Below are 16,578 nucleotides of genomic sequence, written 5' to 3' on the forward strand. Positions count from 1 at the left end.
CTCGGGGCCACCCGGCGACACCCGGCGAAACCGGGTCTGCGGTGCACGTGACTTTGCATGGCGGATGTCAGGGGTTCGACTCCCCTAGGCTCCACCCCGTAGGACCCCTCTGAACTGCGAAAACGCAGTCGGAGGGGTCTTTTTTGTCCCGGTTTCACGCAGGCGCCGCGGTGGAGGACACGGACCCGGGGCCGAAGGTTCGGGCCCCACACCTCGGCGAGGAACCGCGTGAACCGCGCGCGCCGTGCGCACCGTACGTGCCAGTCCGATGACCTGGTGTGAGAAGCCGGCGGGGGCTATCGGCCGGTGTTCGAGGACGAGGCGGGGAGTTCGACGGTGATGCGGATGCCGCCGGCGGCGCGCGGGGTGAGGGTGAGCGTCCCGTCGTGCGCCTGGGCGATGGTCCTGACGATGGCCAGGCCGAGCCCGACCCCCGCGTGGCCGGTACGCACGCGGTCAGTGCCCCGCCGGAACGGTTCGGTGAGCGTCGAAGCCAGTCGCGCGCTGATCCTCCGGCCCGTGTTCTCGACGGTGAGCACCACGGTCCCGGGACGGACGCCGGTGCGGACCCACACGGTGCCCTGGGCGGGCAGGTTGTGGACGATCGCGTTGTGCACGAGGTTCGTGGTCAGCTGCAGCAGAAGCGCCGGCGACCCGAGCGCGGGCGCGATGTCGCCGGACGTCTCGATCACCACGCCGTGCTGCTCCGCGAGAGGCAGGAGCGTTTCGGTGGCCTCCTCCGCCATGAGGGACAGATCGACGGGTTCCCGGCTGAAGGACCCTCGGTCGGCGCGGCTGAGCAGCAGCAGCGCCTCGGTGAGGTCGATCGCCCTGGTGTTCACGACGTCCAGACGTTCGATGATCTCGCCGGACCGCCCATCCGGATCGCTGCGGGCCACCTCGAGCAGCGCCTTCGAGACGGCGAGCGGAGTACGCAGCTCATGCGAGGCGTTGGCCGCGAATCTCCGTTGCTCGGCGACGTGCGCCTCAAGCCGCGCGAGCATCGCGTCGAAGGCGTCGGCGAGTTCACGGAACTCGTCCCTGCGGCCCGGCAGCCGGATCCGGTGGGAGAGCGAGCCGTCGGTGGCCACGCGGGTGGCGTCCGTGATCCGGGTCAGAGGGGCGAGCATCCGGCCGGCGAGGATCCACCCGCCCGCGAGACCGAACACCAGCAGGAACGTCAGAACGGCAACGGCGGTCGGCGCGAAAGTACGCACGACGGCCAGGCGGTAGTCGGGCACGATGATCAGCCCGGGATGCGGCACACGGTTCAGGAACACCCACACCGCGGCCAGCAGCAGAGCGCCGGCCAGCATGACGAATCCGGCATAGCTGAGGGTGAGTTTGAGGCGAACGCTCGGACCAGGAGCCCTATCCACGGTCTCCCTCTCCCTCCGGAGCGGTCTTTGGCCGGGCGCCGATGCGGTAACCGACGCCCTGCACGGTCGCGATGACCCAGGGTTCGCCCAGACGCTTGCGCAGCGCCGAGACGGTGATGCGTACGGCGTTGGTGAACGGGTCGGCGTTCTCGTCCCAGGCGCGTTCCAGGAGCTCCTCCGCGCTGACGACACCGCCCTCGGCGGCGACGAGGACTTCGAGCACCGCGAACTGCTTCCTGGTCAGCGCGACATAGCGGCCGTCCCGGTAGACCTCCCTGCGGAACGGATCAAGGCGCAGACCCGCGATGTCCCGCACGGGAGGCCGGTGATGGGCACGCCTGCGGTCCAGGGCCCTGAGCCGGAGCGCGAGCTCCTGGAGTTCGAACGGCTTCGTCAGGTAGTCGTCGGCGCCGAGTTCAAAACCGGACGTCTTGTCGTCGAGACGGTCGGCCGCGGTGAGCATGAGGATCGGCATGCCGCTGCCGGAGGCGACGATGTGCTTGGCGACCTCGTCTCCGGAAGGCCCGGGGATGTCGCGGTCGAGGACGGCGACGTCGTAGTTGTTGACGTCCAGCAGTTCCAGAGCGGTCCCACCGTCACCTGCGATGTCGGCCGCGATCGCGGCCAGACGCAGGCCGTCGCGGATGGCCTCCGCCAGATAGGGCTCGTCCTCGACGATCAGCACACGCATGCGACCGATGCTATGAGTCGGCACATATCGTCCGCGTATCGAGAACGGCATACGCCTCGGCAACACCACACCGCTTTGACTGGCGGCCCGACGTCAGGAACGGCCGGCTCTCCCGCCGGAACGATCGAGGACAGACGATGAGGCAGAAGATGGATGCCGGAGACACGGCGGCCGCAGCGAACGAAGCGGGTCAAGCGGGTCGAACAGGTCAAGCGGGTCAAGGAGACGCGGCGGACGCGGACGCGGCGGACGCGGCCCGTACGACGGACGCGGCGGACACCGCGGCGAGCGGGCGGGACGGCTTCGGCCGGCTCGGGCCATGGAAGCGCGGCCCGGTGCTCACGGGTTCGGCGCTGCTGCTCGGTCTGCTCATGCTGCTGCACGCCGACATCCCGAACCGGATCGGCAACCTCGGCAGCCTGGCGGAGAGCGTCCTGCCATGGTTCGGCCTGTTCATCCCGGTGCTGCTGGCCGGGGCGCTGTGGCGCCGCTCCGCCTCCGCGGGGGTCGCACTGCTGCTGCCGGCCGTGGTGTGGCTGAACCTGTTCGGCGGGCTGATCGGCGACAGGTCCCACCCGGGCGGTGACCTCACCGTCGTCAGTCAGAACGTCGACGCAGGCAACCCCGACCCGGTGGGTACCGCCCGCGCCCTGGCCGCCTCTGGCGCGGACGTGCTGGCGCTCGAGGAACTGACCGGACCCGCCACGGGTACCTACGAGAAAGCGCTGGCCCGGACGTACCCCCACCACGTGGTGCTGGGCACGGTCGGACTGTGGAGCAGGCTGCCGCTGTCGGACACCCGGCCGGTGGACATCAAGACGGACGAGGGGCCACTGGGTGACACCATCCCGGCCGCCGTGAAGATGCGGTACAACCGGGCGCTGCGCACCACGGTGGCCACCTCCCACGGACCTCTCACGGTCTACGTGGCCCACCTGGGATCCGTACGGGTACTGCCCAGGACGGGCTTCTGGACGTCCCAGCGCAACGCCGGCGCGCAGGCCCTCGCCGACGCCGTCGCCGCCGAGCCGAACGCGCGGGTGGTCCTGCTCGGCGACCTGAACGGCACCATGGACGACCGCGCGTTCGCCGGCCTCACCGAGCAGCTGCGATCGGCCCAGGACACGGCAGGCGACGGCTTCGGCTTCAGCTGGCCGGCGAAATTCCCCATGGCACGGATCGACCAGATCCTGGTCCGCGGCGTGCGACCGCACAGGTCATGGACGTTGCCGGCCACCGGCAGTGATCATCTGCCGGTGGCGGCCACGATCAGCTGGTGACACCGCGGCCACCCCTCGGGCCGCCAAAGCGCGGGCCGAAGGGTTCGCCGGTTTCACGTGAAACGCCGCGGCTCAACGCCCCTTGTCGTCCCGGGACGTCTGCTCCTCCGCCTCCTTGGCCTGAACCTCGGGATGCAGGGGAGAACTGCCGTCCACCGAGCCGAGACGCCCCGAATCCGGGACCTCCGTGGCAGCGGGCGGCTCCACCAGCCAGTCCGGGTTGGCCTGCTTGTCCCACCACTTCCACGTGGCGAACGCGGCACCAGCCAGCACACCGAACACGGCGAACGCCTTGAACGCCCGGCCGAACGACGAACGCCGCTGGTTCCTGCGCGCCAGCTTCTCGATCTCCTCGGCCGAGACATTGCCGCGCAGCGCGGCCAACGCGGCCGCACCGCGCGCCGTGGCCTCGTCACGGACCGGCCCGGCCGCCGCCACGGCCTGCTCGATCCTCGGACGTGAATAGTCGGCAGCCTGCCGGGCGGCCTTACGGGTCAGATCGGCCGCGTCGTGCGCAGCCTGGTCCACCATCGACGGCACATGGGTCCGCGCCTGCTCCAGACGCGGGACGAGACGGGCGTCGTACTGGACGCGGGCCTGCTCAGCAGCCTGCGACATCACGGGCGCGAGCCGTACGCGTGCCTCCTGCGCGTAGTACGCGGCACGCTCCTTGGCCGTGTCGGCGTAGGGCGCCACCACTTCCGCGGCGTGCCGCACGCTGTCCTTCGCCGAGCTGGTCGCGGTGCGCACGCTCTCTTTGCGGGTCACGGGTTCCTCCTCCTCGGTGGCGTACGGTATTTCGACTTTCCACCCTTTTACGGATCATGCCTGCCGACGGGCCGAGCGGCGCGCGAGGACGGGCATACGGGTGCAACCAGAGCTAAGAGGGGCTTGCCGACGACAATGCCACGGATCGGCGCCCAGCGCCCCCGCCCGGGGGGATCCGCCGGGTTTCCGCAAGCGATTCGTGAGGATCCGCGCACGGAGAGCCCTGCCGGGTCACCGGGCCGCCGTACCGTGCGAGGATCGTGACGGCGCAACCCACCACCGGGTTACACCCGAGCACCACGAGAGCACAACGGAAGGCGGACCGTGGCCGAGCAGCTCTACGCCACCTTGAAGACCAGTCTCGGTGAGATCGAGGTCCGGCTCTTCCCGAACCACGCGCCCAAGACGGTCAAGAACTTCGTCGAACTGGCCCGGGGCGAGCGTGAGTGGACCCACCCGGCCACCGGCACGGTCTCCACCGACCGGCTCTACGACGGCACGATCTTCCACCGCGTGATCGGCGGGTTCATGATCCAGGGCGGCGACCCGCTCGGCACCGGCATCGGCGGCCCCGGTTACAAGTTCGAGGACGAGTTCCACCCCGACCTCCGCTTCGACCGCCCCTACCTGCTGGCCATGGCCAACGCCGGCCCCCGCACCAACGGCTCGCAGTTCTTCATCACGGTCAATCCCGCGCCCCACCTCAACCGCAAGCACACCATCTTCGGCGAGGTCGTCGACGCGGACAGCCAGAAGACCGTGGACAAGATCGCCTCCGTCACCGTCACCGGGCCGAACAAGCGTCCCGAGAACGACGTCGTCGTCGAGACGATCACCGTGGCGAAGCGCGAGAGCTGATCCGCCGCAAGGCACGCCCGGAGGAAGCGCCCGAAAGGAAGCGCCCGAAGGGAACCAAACGCCCCGCCCGTCCGTAAGGATGTGCGGGGCAGCGCATTGCCCACGACGAACGAGGGGACCCCATGGAGGACCAGGCGACAGGCAGCGCACGCGACGCCCACAGCCTGCCCATGTGCTACCGGCACCCGGACCGGGAGACGGGCGTGCGCTGCACCCGGTGCGAGCGCCCCATCTGCCCCGAGTGCATGGTCAGCGCCTCCGTGGGCTTCCAGTGCCCCGAATGCGTCCGCGGCACCACCCCGGGCCAGAGCGGCCCGCCCCCGGCCGACACCCGCCCGCGCACCATCGCCGGCGGCACCGTCACCGCCGACCCCCGGCTGCTCACCAAGATCCTGATCGGCGTCAACGTCGCGATCTTCCTGGTCCAGGTCTCCGTCGGCTGGAGTTTCACCGGCGACTTCGAGCTGTTCGGCAGGATCGGGGTCGAGGGCGTCGCGGAGGGACAGTACTACCGGCTGCTGACCGCGATGTTCCTGCACGATCCGCAGCAGTACACGCACATCGCGTTCAACATGCTCAGCCTGTGGTGGATCGGCGGGCCCTTGGAGACAGCCCTCGGCCGGGCACGCTACTTCACGCTCTATTTCGTGTCGGGCCTGGCCGGCAGCGCGCTCACCTATCTGCTCTCCTCCCCGACCAGTGCGTCCCTCGGCGCGTCCGGCGCCATCTTCGGCCTCTTCGGCGCGACCGCCGTGCTCATCCGCCGGCTCAACTACGACATGCGGCCGATCATCGCCCTGCTGGTGATCAACCTCATCTTCACCTTCCATGGCGGCATCGCCTGGCAGGCCCATATCGGCGGCCTGGTCGCCGGGGTCGTCACCGGCTACGCGATGGTGCACGCTCCGCGCGAGCGGCGGAACCTCATCCAGTGCGGCACCTGTGCGCTGGTGCTGGTGGCGGCCCTGGTGATCACGGTCATCCGGACCGCACAGCTCACTTGAGCCGGATCACGGCGGCACACCGCACCGATACCGAACCGTTGTCCACAGTCGGTGGCGGATCTTGTGCATAGCGTTCCCGCACAGCTGCGCCCCCTGTCACTCACCTGCATTTGTGCAGGTCAGGCAGGGGGCGAACAGTCTTGCGGTGGGCGTTGTGGTAGTCGTACCGGCGTCAACGCCCGATGGGTTATCCACAGATCGTCGTCTTTTCCCCAGGAGGATGTGGACAGCAGGTCAGGCCTGTGGATAACTCAGCGAACAGCCCTGGGCAGAGCTATTTCCACTGGGTGGAGACACCGAAGCCGGCGGCGATGAAGCCGAAGCCCACGACGATGTTCCAGTTGTCGAGGCTGTCGATGGGCAGCGAGCCGTCGGTCACGTAGAAGACGACGATCCAGGCCAGTCCGATGAGGAACATGGCCAGCATCACCGGCGCGACCCAGGCACGGCTGTTCAGTTTGATGGCGGTCGCCTGCTTCGCCGGGGGCGGCGTGTAGTCGGCCTTCTTGCGGATACGTGACTTCGGCACGAGGGTCTCTCCTGTCGATGCGCTGCGTGGCCGCGCAGGTAACTGGGTCGGGCTCGGAGCAGCGTACAAGGGGACAGTAAGGGCACACTGACCGCTCCCCCGGGCGTCCGTTAGCGTAGTGCTTCCGCGGCGCCGAAGGAGATAAGGGTACGTTGAGCAATTCTGCCGACTCCAACGCCACCGGATCAACGGGTAAGGACCCGGCCCGCAAGGGTGGCTTCCGGCCGGTACGGATTCTGACCGTGGCCGTCTTCGCCCTGGCGGGTCTTCTCTTCTTCACCAGCTTCAACACGGCCAAGGGCACCGACATCCGCTCGGACGACAATCTGCTGAAGCTGTCCGACCTGATCCAGGAGCGCAGCCGCAAGAACAAGGACCTGGACGAGTCCAACGCGGGTTCCCGGGAGCGGAACGAGAAGCTCGCCGAGCGGGACGACGGCTCCAGCAAGGCCGAGGACGACAAGCTCTCCGGTCTGGAGAAGGACGCGGGCACCCAGAAGCTGACCGGCGACGCGATCACCGTCACGCTGAACGACGCCCCGCCGAACGCCACCGCCAAGCTTCCCGGATATCCCGAGCCCCAGCCCGATTACCTGGTCATCCACCAGCAGGACCTGCAGGCCGTGGTGAACGCCCTGTGGCAGGGCGGCGCCCGGGGCATCAAGGTCATGGACCAGCGGCTGATCTCCACCAGTGCCGTGCGGTGCGTGGGCAACACGCTGATCCTCCAGGGCCGGGTGTACTCGCCGCCGTACAAGATCCAGGCGGTGGGGGATCCGGCGAAGATGCAGCAGGCGCTCGCGGACTCCGAGGCGATCCAGAACTACATGGTGTACGTCAACGTGTACGGCCTCGGCTGGAAAGTCACCGAGGACGGGACGGTGACTCTGCCGGGCTACTCGGGCACAGTGGATCTGCACTACGCGAAGCCTGTGGGGTAAGCAGCCCGTCGTCCTCTGGAGCCGCCGGTGCGGGTGATCGTCAGGACCGTCAGCGAGCTCTGCATCACGATCGGCACACTCATAGTCCTCTTCGTCGTGTATGTGCTGTTCTGGACCGGTGTGAAGGCCGACAGTGTCATGCACGACCAGATCGACCAGTTGCAGCGGCAGTGGTCGGACAGTGCCGCCGTGCACCCCACGGCCGGGGCGAGCGCCGCCCCCGCCGCGCCGGCCGCGTATCACTACGGCAGGCCTTTCGCGATCATGTACATCCCCCGGTTCGGTTTCACGTGGAACAAGCCCGTCCTGGAGGGCACCGGCACCGATGTGCTGAAGAAGGGTCTCGCCCACTACGCCCGTACCGCCCGGCTGGGTCAGGAGGGCAACTTCGCGGTCGCCGGCCATCGCCGCACGTACGGCGACCCGTTCCTGGACTTCCCGCGGCTCCGCAGGGGTGACGCGATCGTACTGACGGACGGTACGACCTGGTTCACGTATCGGATCGACAAAGGCCCTTACAAAACAGTTCCGACGGACGTTGAAGTGATCGACCCTGTGCCACGTAAGTCCGGGTATACGCGTCCAGGCCGCTATCTCACGCTGACCACGTGCGATCCGGAATGGGGGCACAGTCATCGGCTGATCGTCTGGGCGCATCTGGACTCCACACAGCCTGTGGAGGCAGGCAAACCCGAGGCGCTGCGCCGTTAGTCTGGTGCAGTACGGCGGGATTCTGGTGCCGTGGTGGAACGGAAGGGACGGCATGTACGGCTGGATCTGGCGGCATCTGCCGGGCGGCGCGTGGGTGAGGGCGTTGATCTCACTCGTGCTGGTCCTGGCCGTGGTCTATGTCCTCTTCCAGTACGTCTTCCCCTGGGCCGAACCACTGCTGCCCTTCAACGATGTGACGGTGGACAACCAGTGAGCACGCGGATTCTCGTCGTCGACAACTACGACAGCTTCGTCTTCAACCTGGTCCAGTACCTGTACCAGCTGGGGGCCGAGTGCGAGGTGCTGCGCAACGACGAGGTGTCGACGGCACACGCCCAGGACGGCTTCGACGGTGTCCTGCTGTCGCCGGGGCCCGGCACGCCGGAGCAGGCGGGGGTCTGCGTGGAGATGGTCCGCCACTGCGCGGACACCGGCGTTCCCGTCTTCGGCGTCTGTCTCGGCATGCAGTCCATGCAGGTGGCGTACGGCGGTGTGGTGGACCGCGCGCCGGAGCTGCTGCACGGCAAGACGTCGCTGGTGGAGCACGGGGGCAAGGGGGTCTTCGCCGGGCTGCCGAGCCCGTTCACCGCGACCCGCTACCACTCGCTCGCCGCTGAGCCGGCCACCGTGCCGGCCGAGCTGGAGGTCACGGCCCGCACCCACGACGGGATCATCATGGGCCTCAGGCACCGGGAACTCCCGGTGGAGGGGGTCCAGTTCCATCCCGAGTCGGTGCTGACCGAGCACGGGCACCGGATGCTGGCCAACTGGCTGATGGAGTGCGGTGACCAGGGGGCCGTGGCGAGGTCGGCGGGGCTCGCCCCGGTGGTGGGCAGGGCCACGGCGTGACCGCGCTGCGCCCCGAGCGCGAGACCGATACCTCGTACGGGGATCAGTCGTACGGGGGACCGAGTGCGCTCGGCGGCACGGCGTATCTCCCGCCGGTCGACGACGAGACCGTGGCGCTGCGGATTCCCGATCCGCCGCCCATATCGGCGTCTGCGGGCTCGGCAGCCTCATCCGGCGCCGGTGTCCCAGGGGGTGGCCGGGCGGCCCGCAGAAAGGCGGCCAGGCGGCGCGGTGGCCGTCATGGCGGCGCACCGGAGACGGCGCCGTCCCAGAGCAGTCCGTCGGAGCGTCCGCTCTCCCGGGTCGAGGCCCGTCGGCAGGCGCGGGCGCGCAAGCCGAGTCCGGCCGTCATGGCGAGCCGGGCGATAGGAGAGGTCTTCATCACCACCGGTGTGCTGATGCTGCTGTTCGTCACGTACCAGCTGTGGTGGACCAACGTCCGGGCCCATGCGCAGGCGGGCAGCGAGACCAGCAGCCTCCAGAAGGACTGGGCGAGCGGGAAGCGTGCGCCCGGTGTCTTCGCGCCCGGGCAGGGTTTCGCCATCCTGCACATCCCCAAGCTGGACGTGGTGGCGCCGATAGCGGAGGGCGTCAGCAACAAGAAGGTCCTCGACAAGGGCATGGTCGGCCATTACGGCGAGGGTGTGCTGAAGACCGCGATGCCGCAGGACAAGACGGGTAACTTCGGTCTCGCCGCGCACCGCAACACGCACGGCGAGCCGTTCCGGTACATCAACAGGCTGACGGCCGGTGACGCGGTCGTGGTCGAGACGCAGGACGAGTACTTCGTGTACAAGGTGACGTCGATGCTGCCGGTGACGTCGCCGGGCAACGTGAGTGTGCTGGACCCGGTCCCGAAGGGATCGGGCTTCACCACGCCGGGGCGGTACATCACCCTGACCACCTGCACACCGGAGTTCACCAGCAAGTACCGGTTGATCGTGTGGGGCAAGATGGTCGAGGAACGTCCGCGCAGCAAGGGCAAGCCAGACGCGCTCGTCGAGTAAGGGCAGAGGCAGAGGAACAGTGGCAGCGACCGCCGACGACACCGAAGAGCAGACCGACGCGCAGGACGCGGTGCCCGTGCCGGGCCGCCGGCCGATCGGCCGGGTCGCGATGGCGGTCAGCTTCTTCGGTGAACTCCTCATCACGGCGGGCCTGGTGCTCGGTCTGTTCGTCGTCTACTCGCTGTGGTGGACGAACGTGATCGCCGACCGCAAGGCCGACCGGGAGGGCGACAAGGTCCGTGACACCTGGGCCCAGCAGGACACCGGGCCGGGTGCGTTGAACACGAAGAACGGCATCGGGTTCCTGCATGTGCCGTCCATGAGGAACGGCGAGGTGCTGGTCGAGAAGGGCACGTCGACGGATGTCCTGAACGACGGGGTGGCCGGCTACTACACGGACCCGGCGAAGGCGATGCTCCCCACCACCGGCAAGGCCGGCAACTTCACCCTCGCCGCCCACCGTGACGGCCACGGGGCCAAGTTCCACAACATCGACAAGGTGAAGGTCGGCGACCCGATCGTCTTCGAGACGCGGAACGACTGGTACGTCTACAAGGCGTACTCGGTCCTCCCCGAGACGTCGAAGTACAACGTCAAGGTCCTCTCCCAGATCCCCAAGGAGTCCGGCAAGACCAAGCCGGGCCACTACATCACCCTGACGACGTGCACTCCGGTGTACACGAGCCGGTACCGGTACGTGGTGTGGGGCGAGCTGGTGCGGGTCCAGAAGGTCGACAGCAGGCGGACGCCACCGAAGGAACTGCGCTGACAGACCTCCTTGCGGGAGGTCTGCCGCGTCCCGGCTGCTCCAGCACCCCGAGCGGCTCCCCGGCACCCCAGTGGGACTGGTGATGTCGAGGCAGGGCGCGAAGCCTTCGCACCGGACGGCGAATCGTCACCCGTCGGCCGTGAGTCCGATGACGTCGACGCCCCTGTCGCGTGACCGCCCTGTACGACGATGTCGGTGCAACCGTCGCGGGCCGGCGGTTTGGCGATGTGGCGTTCGAAGGCACGCCCGTTTACGGCGTCCATCGCGGCCATTACGCCGACCGCGGGGCGCTCGTCCCGGATCCCATGAACATCGGGACGACGGTCCTGCCGAGGATGTGGGCGATGCGCTGGCCGATTCGGACGTCGAGGGCCTGATGGCCGGTCGGGGCGGGGTTTTCCCCAGGCTGTGTGCGGGCCAGGTGCTCCATGTCGAGGAGGTGGACACGCACCTGACGTACGACTTCGCTGTCGCGGAGGAGCACGGCGACGTTGAGGACGGCTCGGCGGGAGAAGAGTGCGAGGCACGCGGTGCGTGACTGGATCCCGCCGAGTTCCTTGAAGGAGCTCAGTTGTGAACCTCAACGATGCGAACGAGGCGGCAGTGCGAGTGAGCGGGCGTGAGACGCATGTGCGATATCGGTGGATAAAGCGGAGCCCGGTGCCCTTCCGCCAGAAGGACACCGGGCTCTGTCGAGCGCGGGGTGGCGTCAGCCGCTGTTGCCGCCGAAGAAGCCGCCGCCGTTGTTGCCGCCGTTGTTGCCGCCGGCACTCACCGTGGTGAGGGTGATCTGTGTGCCGCCGGGGTTGTCGACGGGGGTGTTGGCGTTCGGGTTCTGGGCGAGGACGCGGGCGTTGTCGCTGCTGTCACCGTTGAACTGGATGTTGGTGAAGCCGGCCGCCTGCAGGGTCTGCTTGGCCTGCTGGACGGTCTGGCCGACCACGCCCGGTACGGGCGTCTGCTGCTTGGCCTTGCCGATCTGGATGTTCACCGTGGAGTTCTTGTCGACCTGCTGCCCGGCCTGCGGGTCGGTCGAGACGACCTTGCCCACCAGGTTGGGGTCGTCGGTGTCCACCTCGGAGCAGTTGCCGGTGAGGTTGTTCGCCTGCATCTGCGCCTTGGCCTCGTCGCAGGACTTGCCGCTGACGTCGGGGACCGTCGACTTCTCCTCGGCCTTGGCGACCTCCAGAGTGATGGTCGAGCCCTTCTCCTTCTCCGTGCCCGGGTCGGGGTTCTGGCTCAGGACCGTGCCCTCGTCCTGGGAGGACACCGTCCTGGTGACCTTGACGTTGAAGCCCTTGTTCTCCAGCTGGGTGGTGGCGTCGTCGACGTTCTTGCCGATCACGTTGTCGACCGCGACCTTCGGCGCGCCCGTGGACACCACCAGGCTGATCGTGTCGCCCTTGTTGACGTCCGTGCCAAGGGCCGGGTCCTGGGAGCAGACCTTGCCCTTGGGCTGCTTCTCACAGGGCTTCCGGGTCGGGTCCGCGAGTTTCAGGCCGGAGTTGTCGGCCATCTTCTGCGCGTCCGAGTAGGTCTGGCCGATGAAGTTCGGGACGGCGAAGGGTTTGTCCCCGCCGTTGCCGCTGACCACCCACTTGCCGATCAGGATCGAGCCGACCAGCACCAGGATGCCGGCGACCACGAGCAGGATCGTGGAGGTGTTGGTCTTCTTCTGCTGGCGGCGGCGGTCCGGGCGCTCGTCGTAGCCGTACCCCCCGTCGTCCGGGTTCATCGGCGGGAGCATCGTCGTGGCGCCGGCGTCGGAGCGCAGGGCGGTCGTCTGCTGGTCGTCCGGGTAGCCGTAGCCCACCGAACCCATCGCCGCGGTGGCGGCGACCGGCTGGCCGTCGAGGCATGCCTCGATGTCGGCGCGCATCTCGTCGGCCGACTGGTAGCGGTAGTTCGGGTCCTTGACCAGCGCGCGGAGGACGATCGCGTCCATCTCGGGCGTGATCTCCGGGTCGAACACCGACGGGGGCTGGGGTTCCTCGCGGACGTGCTGGTAGGCGACGGCCACCGGGCTGTCGCCCACGAACGGGGGTCGTACCGTCAGCAGCTCGTAGAGGAGGCAACCCGTCGAGTAGAGGTCCGAGCGGGCGTCGACCTGCTCGCCCTTGGCCTGCTCCGGGGAGAGGTACTGGGCGGTGCCGATGACCGCGGCCGTCTGGGTCATGGTCATGCCGGAGTCGCCCATGGCGCGGGCGATGCCGAAGTCCATCACCTTGACCTGGCCGTTGCGCGTGAGCATGACGTTCGCCGGCTTGATGTCACGGTGGACGATGCCGCTGCGGTGCGCGTACTCCAGGCCCTGGAGAATGCCGATGGTCATTTCCATCGCGCGCTCGGGCAGCAGCTTGCGTCCGGAGTGCAGCAGCTCGCGGAGCGTCGAGCCGTCCACGTACTCCATGACGATGTACGGGATCGAGACCCCGTCGATGTAGTCCTCGCCCGTGTCGTAGACCGCGACGATCGCGGGATGGTTGAGCGAGGCGGCCGACTGGGCCTCCCGGCGGAACCGGGCCTGGAAGGACGGATCGCGTGCGAGGTCCGCGCGCAGCGTCTTCACCGCCACCGTGCGGCCGAGCCGGGTGTCATGTGCGAGGTAGACCTCCGCCATGCCACCGCGGCCGAGCACGTGGCCCAGTTCGTACCGGCCGCCTAGGCGACGCGGCTCTTCCATAGTTCCCTACCAGCCCTCTCCGTCGGTCCCGACCGGCACGGGTGTGCGGTCGGAGGCTGCCGTCCGGGCCTACCGTACCCGGCTGTGTTTGTGTGACCTGGCCAAGCCCGTAACCCGATACAGGACCGGTATGTCAACGTGCACCGATGTGAAGGGGACGTGAGCAGGGTCACTTCTTGGAACTGATGACTGCCTCCATCACGCTCTTCGCGATCGGGGCCGCGAGGCCGCCGCCGGAGATGTCGTCACGGTTGGCCTGGTCGTCCTCGATCACCACGGCGACGGCGACGGGCTTGCTGCCGTCGGGAAGCTTGGCGTACGAGATGAACCAGGCGTAGGGGTTCTCGCTGTTCTCCACACCGTGCTGGGCGGTACCGGTCTTGCCGCCGACGGTGACGCCGCCGATCTGGGCGTTGGTGCCGGTGCCCTCCTTGACGACCGTCTCCATCATGGACTGGAGGATCTGGGCGTTGGAGGAGGACAGCGGCTGGCTCATCTCCTCGGGGTCCGTCTGGGAGATGGTGTCGAGGTTCGACGACTGCAGCTTGTCGATCATGTACGGCTTCATGAGCTTGCCGTCGTTGGCCACCGCCGAGGCGACCATGGCCATCTGCAGCGGGGTCGCGGCGGTGTTGTACTGGCCGATCGAGGACAGCGCGGTCTGCGACTGGTTCATGTCGTCGGAGAAGACCGAGGCGCTGGAGCGGACCGGCGTGAACTGCTCGGAGTCGAAGCCGAACTTCTTGGCCTCGGCGAGCATCTTGTCGTTGCCGAGGTCGGCGCCGATCTTGCCGAAGACGGTGTTGCAGGAGTACCGCAGCGCGACCCGCATGGTCGCGTTCTTGCAGGGGATGCTGCCCTCGTTCTTCAGCTCGGTGGTGGTGCCGGGCATGACGTAGGGCAGCGGGGACTTCGTGGCCTGGTCGGCGGAGCTGTACAGCCCGTTCTGGAGGGCGGCCGCGGCGGTGACCACCTTGAAGGTGGAGCCCGGCGGGTAGGTCTCGCGCAGTGCCCGGTTCAGCATCGGGTCATCGGGGTTGTACTTCTTCTGGAGCTTCTTCCAGGCCTCGGCGTCGGTGTCCGAGGTGCCGGCGAAGGCCGAGGGGTCGTACGACGGGTAGGAGGCGAGGGCCAGGATCTTGCCGGTGGAGGGCTCCAGGGCGACGACCGCGCCCTTGCCGCCCTGCTTCTTCAGCCCGTTGTAGGCGGCGCTCTGGGCGGCCGCGTTGAGGGTGGTGACGGCGTTGCCGCCCGACTTCTGCTTGCCCGTGACCATGTCGAGGGTGTTGCGGAAGAAAAGCCGGTCGTCGTCGCCGGTGAGGATGCCGTCCTCCAGGGACTCCAGCTGGTTTGCGCCGAAGGCCTGGGAGGCGTACCCGGTGACCGGCGCCCACATGGGGCCGTTCTTGTACGTGCGCTTGTACTTCAGGTCGTTCAGGCCCGACGAGCCGGACGCCGTGGAGCCGGTGATCGGGTCGCCGTCGACGATGATGTCGCCGCGCGGGGTGGAGTAGCGGGCGATGGTGACGCGGCGGTTCTTCGGGTCGGTCTTGAGGCCGTCGGCCTTGACGTACTGGAGCCAGTTGTCGCGCAGCAGGAGGGTGAGGACCAGCAGTCCGCAGAAGATCGCGATTCGGCGCAGGGGCTTGTTCATGACGGGCGGACCACCTGGGTCATCTCGGCGTCGGGGTTGCCGGCGGGGGCGGGCGCCGGGCGGCGCGCGGTGTCGCTGATTCTGATGAGGATGCCGATCAGGGCCCAGTTGGCCAGTACGGACGAGCCTCCGTACGCCATGAACGGCATGGTCATACCGGTCAGCGGGATGAGTCCCATGACACCGCCGGCGACGACGAAGACCTGCAGGGCGAAGGCGCCGGAGAGGCCGACCGCGAGCAGCTTGCCGAAGGGGTCGCGGGCGGCGAGGGCGGTCCGCACGCCGCGTTCCACGATCAGGCCGTAGATCAGCAGGATCGCCATGATGCCGGCGAGGCCCATTTCCTCGCCGAAGGTGGCGAGGATGAAGTCCGAGTTGGCGGCGAACCGGATGAGGTCGGAGTGGCCCTGGCCGAGGCCGGTGCCGAGGGTGCCGCCGGAGCCGAAGGCCCACAGTGCCTGCATGGACTGTTCGGAGTGACCGACGACGCCCTGCTGGCTGAGGGTGTACTCCTTCATCGGGTCCATCCACGCCTGGACACGCTGCTGGACGTGGGGTTCGAAGCTCGCCACACCGACGGCGCCGGCCGCGGACATCAGCAGACCGAAGAAGATCCAGCTGGTCCGCTCGGTGGCGACGTACAGCATGATGACGAACATTCCGAAGAACAGCAGCGAGGTGCCGAGGTCGGTCTCGAAGACCAGGATGAGGATCGAGATCGCCCAGACGACGAGGATCGGCCCGAGGTCGCGGCCGCGCGGCAGGTACAGGCCCATGAAGCGACGGCTGGCCAGGGCCAGTGCGTCGCGCTTCACCATCAGGTAGCCGGCGAAGAAGATCGCCAGGGCGATCTTCGCGAATTCACCGGGCTGCAGGGAGCCCAGGCCCGGGACCCGGATCCAGATCTTGGCGCCGTAGATGTTGGCGCCGAGGCCGGGCACCAGCGGCAGGATGAGCAGCACGAGTGCGCCGAACATCGAGATGTAGGTGTAGCGCTGCAGGACGCGGTGGTCCTTGAGGAAGATCAGTACGACGACGAACAGGCCGATGCCCAGTGCGGTGTACAGCAGCTGGCGGGGCGCGGCCTGGAAGTAGTTGGGCAGCGACTGCAGCAGCTTGGACTGGTCGAGTCTCCAGATGACGACCAGGCCGAGGCCGTTGAGCAGGGTGGCCAGCGGCAGCAGCAGCGGGTCCGCGTACGGGGCGAACTTGCGTACGGCGAGGTGGGCGACGGCGGCCAGCAGGCCGAGGCCCAGTCCGTAGCTCAGCAGTCCGGCGGGGACCTTGTCGCTGATGGCCAGGCCCACGTTGGCGTAGGCGAACACCGGGATGGCGACGGCGAACACCAGCAGCGCGAGCTCGGTGTTGCGCCGGCTCGGGGTGCCGATGGAGCCGATGGTGGACGTGTGGTTCGTCGACGTGTTGGTAGTACTGCTCATCGTGTGACAGGGCCTC

17 protein-coding genes are annotated in these 16,578 nt (G+C 68.2%); 10 read left to right on the forward strand and 7 right to left on the reverse strand.

Going from position 1 to position 16,578, the window contains the following annotated elements:
• Window positions 1–296 precede the first annotated feature (296 nt).
• Window positions 297–1,379: a sensor histidine kinase gene (locus ACFXI4_RS07700; RefSeq protein WP_384988832.1), complete on the reverse strand. Its 1,083-nt coding sequence runs from the start codon at window positions 1,377–1,379 to the stop codon at window positions 297–299.
• Window positions 1,372–2,070: a response regulator transcription factor gene (locus tag ACFXI4_RS07705; RefSeq protein ID WP_384988833.1), complete on the reverse strand. Its 699-nt coding sequence runs from the start codon at window positions 2,068–2,070 to the stop codon at window positions 1,372–1,374. The genes ACFXI4_RS07700 and ACFXI4_RS07705 overlap by 8 nt, the downstream gene beginning before the upstream one ends.
• Window positions 2,071–2,207: 137 nt before the next feature.
• Between ACFXI4_RS07705 and ACFXI4_RS07710 the strand changes: the two genes are divergently transcribed.
• The gene (locus ACFXI4_RS07710) at window positions 2,208–3,350 is read left to right on the forward strand and encodes an endonuclease/exonuclease/phosphatase family protein (RefSeq protein ID WP_384988834.1); all 1,143 of its coding nucleotides are present in this window, start codon (window positions 2,208–2,210) and stop codon (window positions 3,348–3,350) included.
• A gap of 72 nt (window positions 3,351–3,422) precedes the next feature.
• On the opposite strand, the gene ACFXI4_RS07715 is transcribed toward ACFXI4_RS07710, so the two are convergent.
• Entirely contained in the window at window positions 3,423–4,118 is a 696-nt protein-coding gene (locus ACFXI4_RS07715; protein WP_384988835.1) for a DUF5324 family protein, read from the reverse strand.
• 324 nt (window positions 4,119–4,442) lie between these two features.
• On the opposite strand from ACFXI4_RS07715, the gene ACFXI4_RS07720 reads away from it, so the two are divergent.
• Window positions 4,443–4,976: a peptidylprolyl isomerase gene (locus ACFXI4_RS07720; protein ID WP_384988836.1), complete on the forward strand. Its 534-nt coding sequence runs from the start codon at window positions 4,443–4,445 to the stop codon at window positions 4,974–4,976.
• A 122-nt stretch (window positions 4,977–5,098) separates the two neighbouring features.
• Window positions 5,099–5,980 carry a rhomboid family intramembrane serine protease gene (locus tag ACFXI4_RS07725; protein ID WP_384988837.1) on the forward strand — a complete coding sequence of 294 codons (882 nt, stop codon included), beginning with the start codon at window positions 5,099–5,101 and terminating at the stop codon, window positions 5,978–5,980.
• A gap of 274 nt (window positions 5,981–6,254) precedes the next feature.
• On the opposite strand, the gene crgA is transcribed toward ACFXI4_RS07725, so the two are convergent.
• Complete coding sequence (gene crgA, locus ACFXI4_RS07730) at window positions 6,255–6,509, reverse strand: cell division protein CrgA (protein ID WP_046727637.1); 255 nt, start codon at window positions 6,507–6,509, stop codon at window positions 6,255–6,257.
• 152 nt (window positions 6,510–6,661) lie between these two features.
• Here crgA and ACFXI4_RS07735 point away from each other — a divergent pair, with 152 nt between their 5' ends.
• The 7 genes from ACFXI4_RS07735 to ACFXI4_RS07765 all read left to right on the forward strand — a co-directional run bounded on the left by ACFXI4_RS07735 (window position 6,662) and on the right by ACFXI4_RS07765 (window position 11,163).
• Window positions 6,662–7,450 (forward strand): DUF881 domain-containing protein, encoded by a 789-nt coding sequence (locus tag ACFXI4_RS07735; protein WP_384988838.1) that lies wholly within the window; start codon window positions 6,662–6,664, stop codon window positions 7,448–7,450.
• 27 nt (window positions 7,451–7,477) lie between these two features.
• Entirely contained in the window at window positions 7,478–8,161 is a 684-nt protein-coding gene (locus tag ACFXI4_RS07740; protein ID WP_384988839.1) for a class E sortase, read from the forward strand.
• Window positions 8,162–8,213: 52 nt separating this feature from the next.
• On the forward strand, window positions 8,214–8,375 hold the full coding sequence (locus ACFXI4_RS07745) for a hypothetical protein (protein WP_384988840.1): 162 nt from the start codon (window positions 8,214–8,216) through the stop codon (window positions 8,373–8,375).
• A complete protein-coding gene (locus ACFXI4_RS07750) occupies window positions 8,372–9,010 on the forward strand; it encodes an aminodeoxychorismate/anthranilate synthase component II (RefSeq protein WP_384988841.1) in 639 nt (212 codons plus the stop codon). Before ACFXI4_RS07745 ends, ACFXI4_RS07750 begins: the two co-directional genes overlap by 4 nt.
• On the forward strand, window positions 9,007–10,017 hold the full coding sequence (locus ACFXI4_RS07755; RefSeq protein ID WP_384988842.1) for a class E sortase: 1,011 nt from the start codon (window positions 9,007–9,009) through the stop codon (window positions 10,015–10,017). The genes ACFXI4_RS07750 and ACFXI4_RS07755 overlap by 4 nt, the downstream gene beginning before the upstream one ends.
• Before the next feature lie 19 nt (window positions 10,018–10,036).
• Window positions 10,037–10,786: a class E sortase gene (locus ACFXI4_RS07760; RefSeq protein WP_384988843.1), complete on the forward strand. Its 750-nt coding sequence runs from the start codon at window positions 10,037–10,039 to the stop codon at window positions 10,784–10,786.
• A gap of 170 nt (window positions 10,787–10,956) precedes the next feature.
• A complete protein-coding gene (locus ACFXI4_RS07765) occupies window positions 10,957–11,163 on the forward strand; it encodes a hypothetical protein (RefSeq protein ID WP_384988844.1) in 207 nt (68 codons plus the stop codon).
• A gap of 332 nt (window positions 11,164–11,495) precedes the next feature.
• On the opposite strand, the gene pknB is transcribed toward ACFXI4_RS07765, so the two are convergent.
• From pknB to ACFXI4_RS07780, 3 genes are all read right to left on the reverse strand, one after another.
• Entirely contained in the window at window positions 11,496–13,469 is a 1,974-nt protein-coding gene (gene pknB / locus ACFXI4_RS07770; RefSeq protein WP_384988845.1) for a Stk1 family PASTA domain-containing Ser/Thr kinase, read from the reverse strand.
• A 169-nt stretch (window positions 13,470–13,638) separates the two neighbouring features.
• Window positions 13,639–15,123, reverse strand: a complete 1,485-nt coding sequence (locus tag ACFXI4_RS07775) for a penicillin-binding transpeptidase domain-containing protein (protein ID WP_384988846.1) — start codon at window positions 15,121–15,123, stop codon at window positions 13,639–13,641.
• A complete protein-coding gene (locus tag ACFXI4_RS07780) occupies window positions 15,120–16,562 on the reverse strand; it encodes an FtsW/RodA/SpoVE family cell cycle protein (RefSeq protein ID WP_362716787.1) in 1,443 nt (480 codons plus the stop codon). The genes ACFXI4_RS07775 and ACFXI4_RS07780 overlap by 4 nt, the downstream gene beginning before the upstream one ends.
• Window positions 16,563–16,578 lie beyond the last annotated feature (16 nt).

The organism is Streptomyces sp. NPDC059224, assembly GCF_042754285.1.
Lineage (GTDB): Bacteria > Actinomycetota > Actinomycetes > Streptomycetales > Streptomycetaceae > Streptomyces.

Bases quoted from the DNA above. Each gene is read 5' to 3' on its own strand.
- ACFXI4_RS07705 (WP_384988833.1), bottom strand. From the start codon at position 2,070: ATGCGTGTGCTGATCGTCGAGGACGAGCCCTATCTGGCGGAGGCCATC.
- ACFXI4_RS07710 (WP_384988834.1), top strand. From the start codon at position 2,208: ATGAGGCAGAAGATGGATGCCGGAGACACGGCGGCCGCAGCGAACGAA.
- ACFXI4_RS07725 (WP_384988837.1), top strand. From the start codon at position 5,099: ATGGAGGACCAGGCGACAGGCAGCGCACGCGACGCCCACAGCCTGCCC.
- ACFXI4_RS07745 (WP_384988840.1), top strand. From the start codon at position 8,214: ATGTACGGCTGGATCTGGCGGCATCTGCCGGGCGGCGCGTGGGTGAGG.
- pknB (WP_384988845.1), bottom strand. From the start codon at position 13,469: ATGGAAGAGCCGCGTCGCCTAGGCGGCCGGTACGAACTGGGCCACGTG.
- ACFXI4_RS07775 (WP_384988846.1), bottom strand. From the start codon at position 15,123: ATGAACAAGCCCCTGCGCCGAATCGCGATCTTCTGCGGACTGCTGGTC.
- ACFXI4_RS07780 (WP_362716787.1), bottom strand. From the start codon at position 16,562: ATGAGCAGTACTACCAACACGTCGACGAACCACACGTCCACCATCGGC.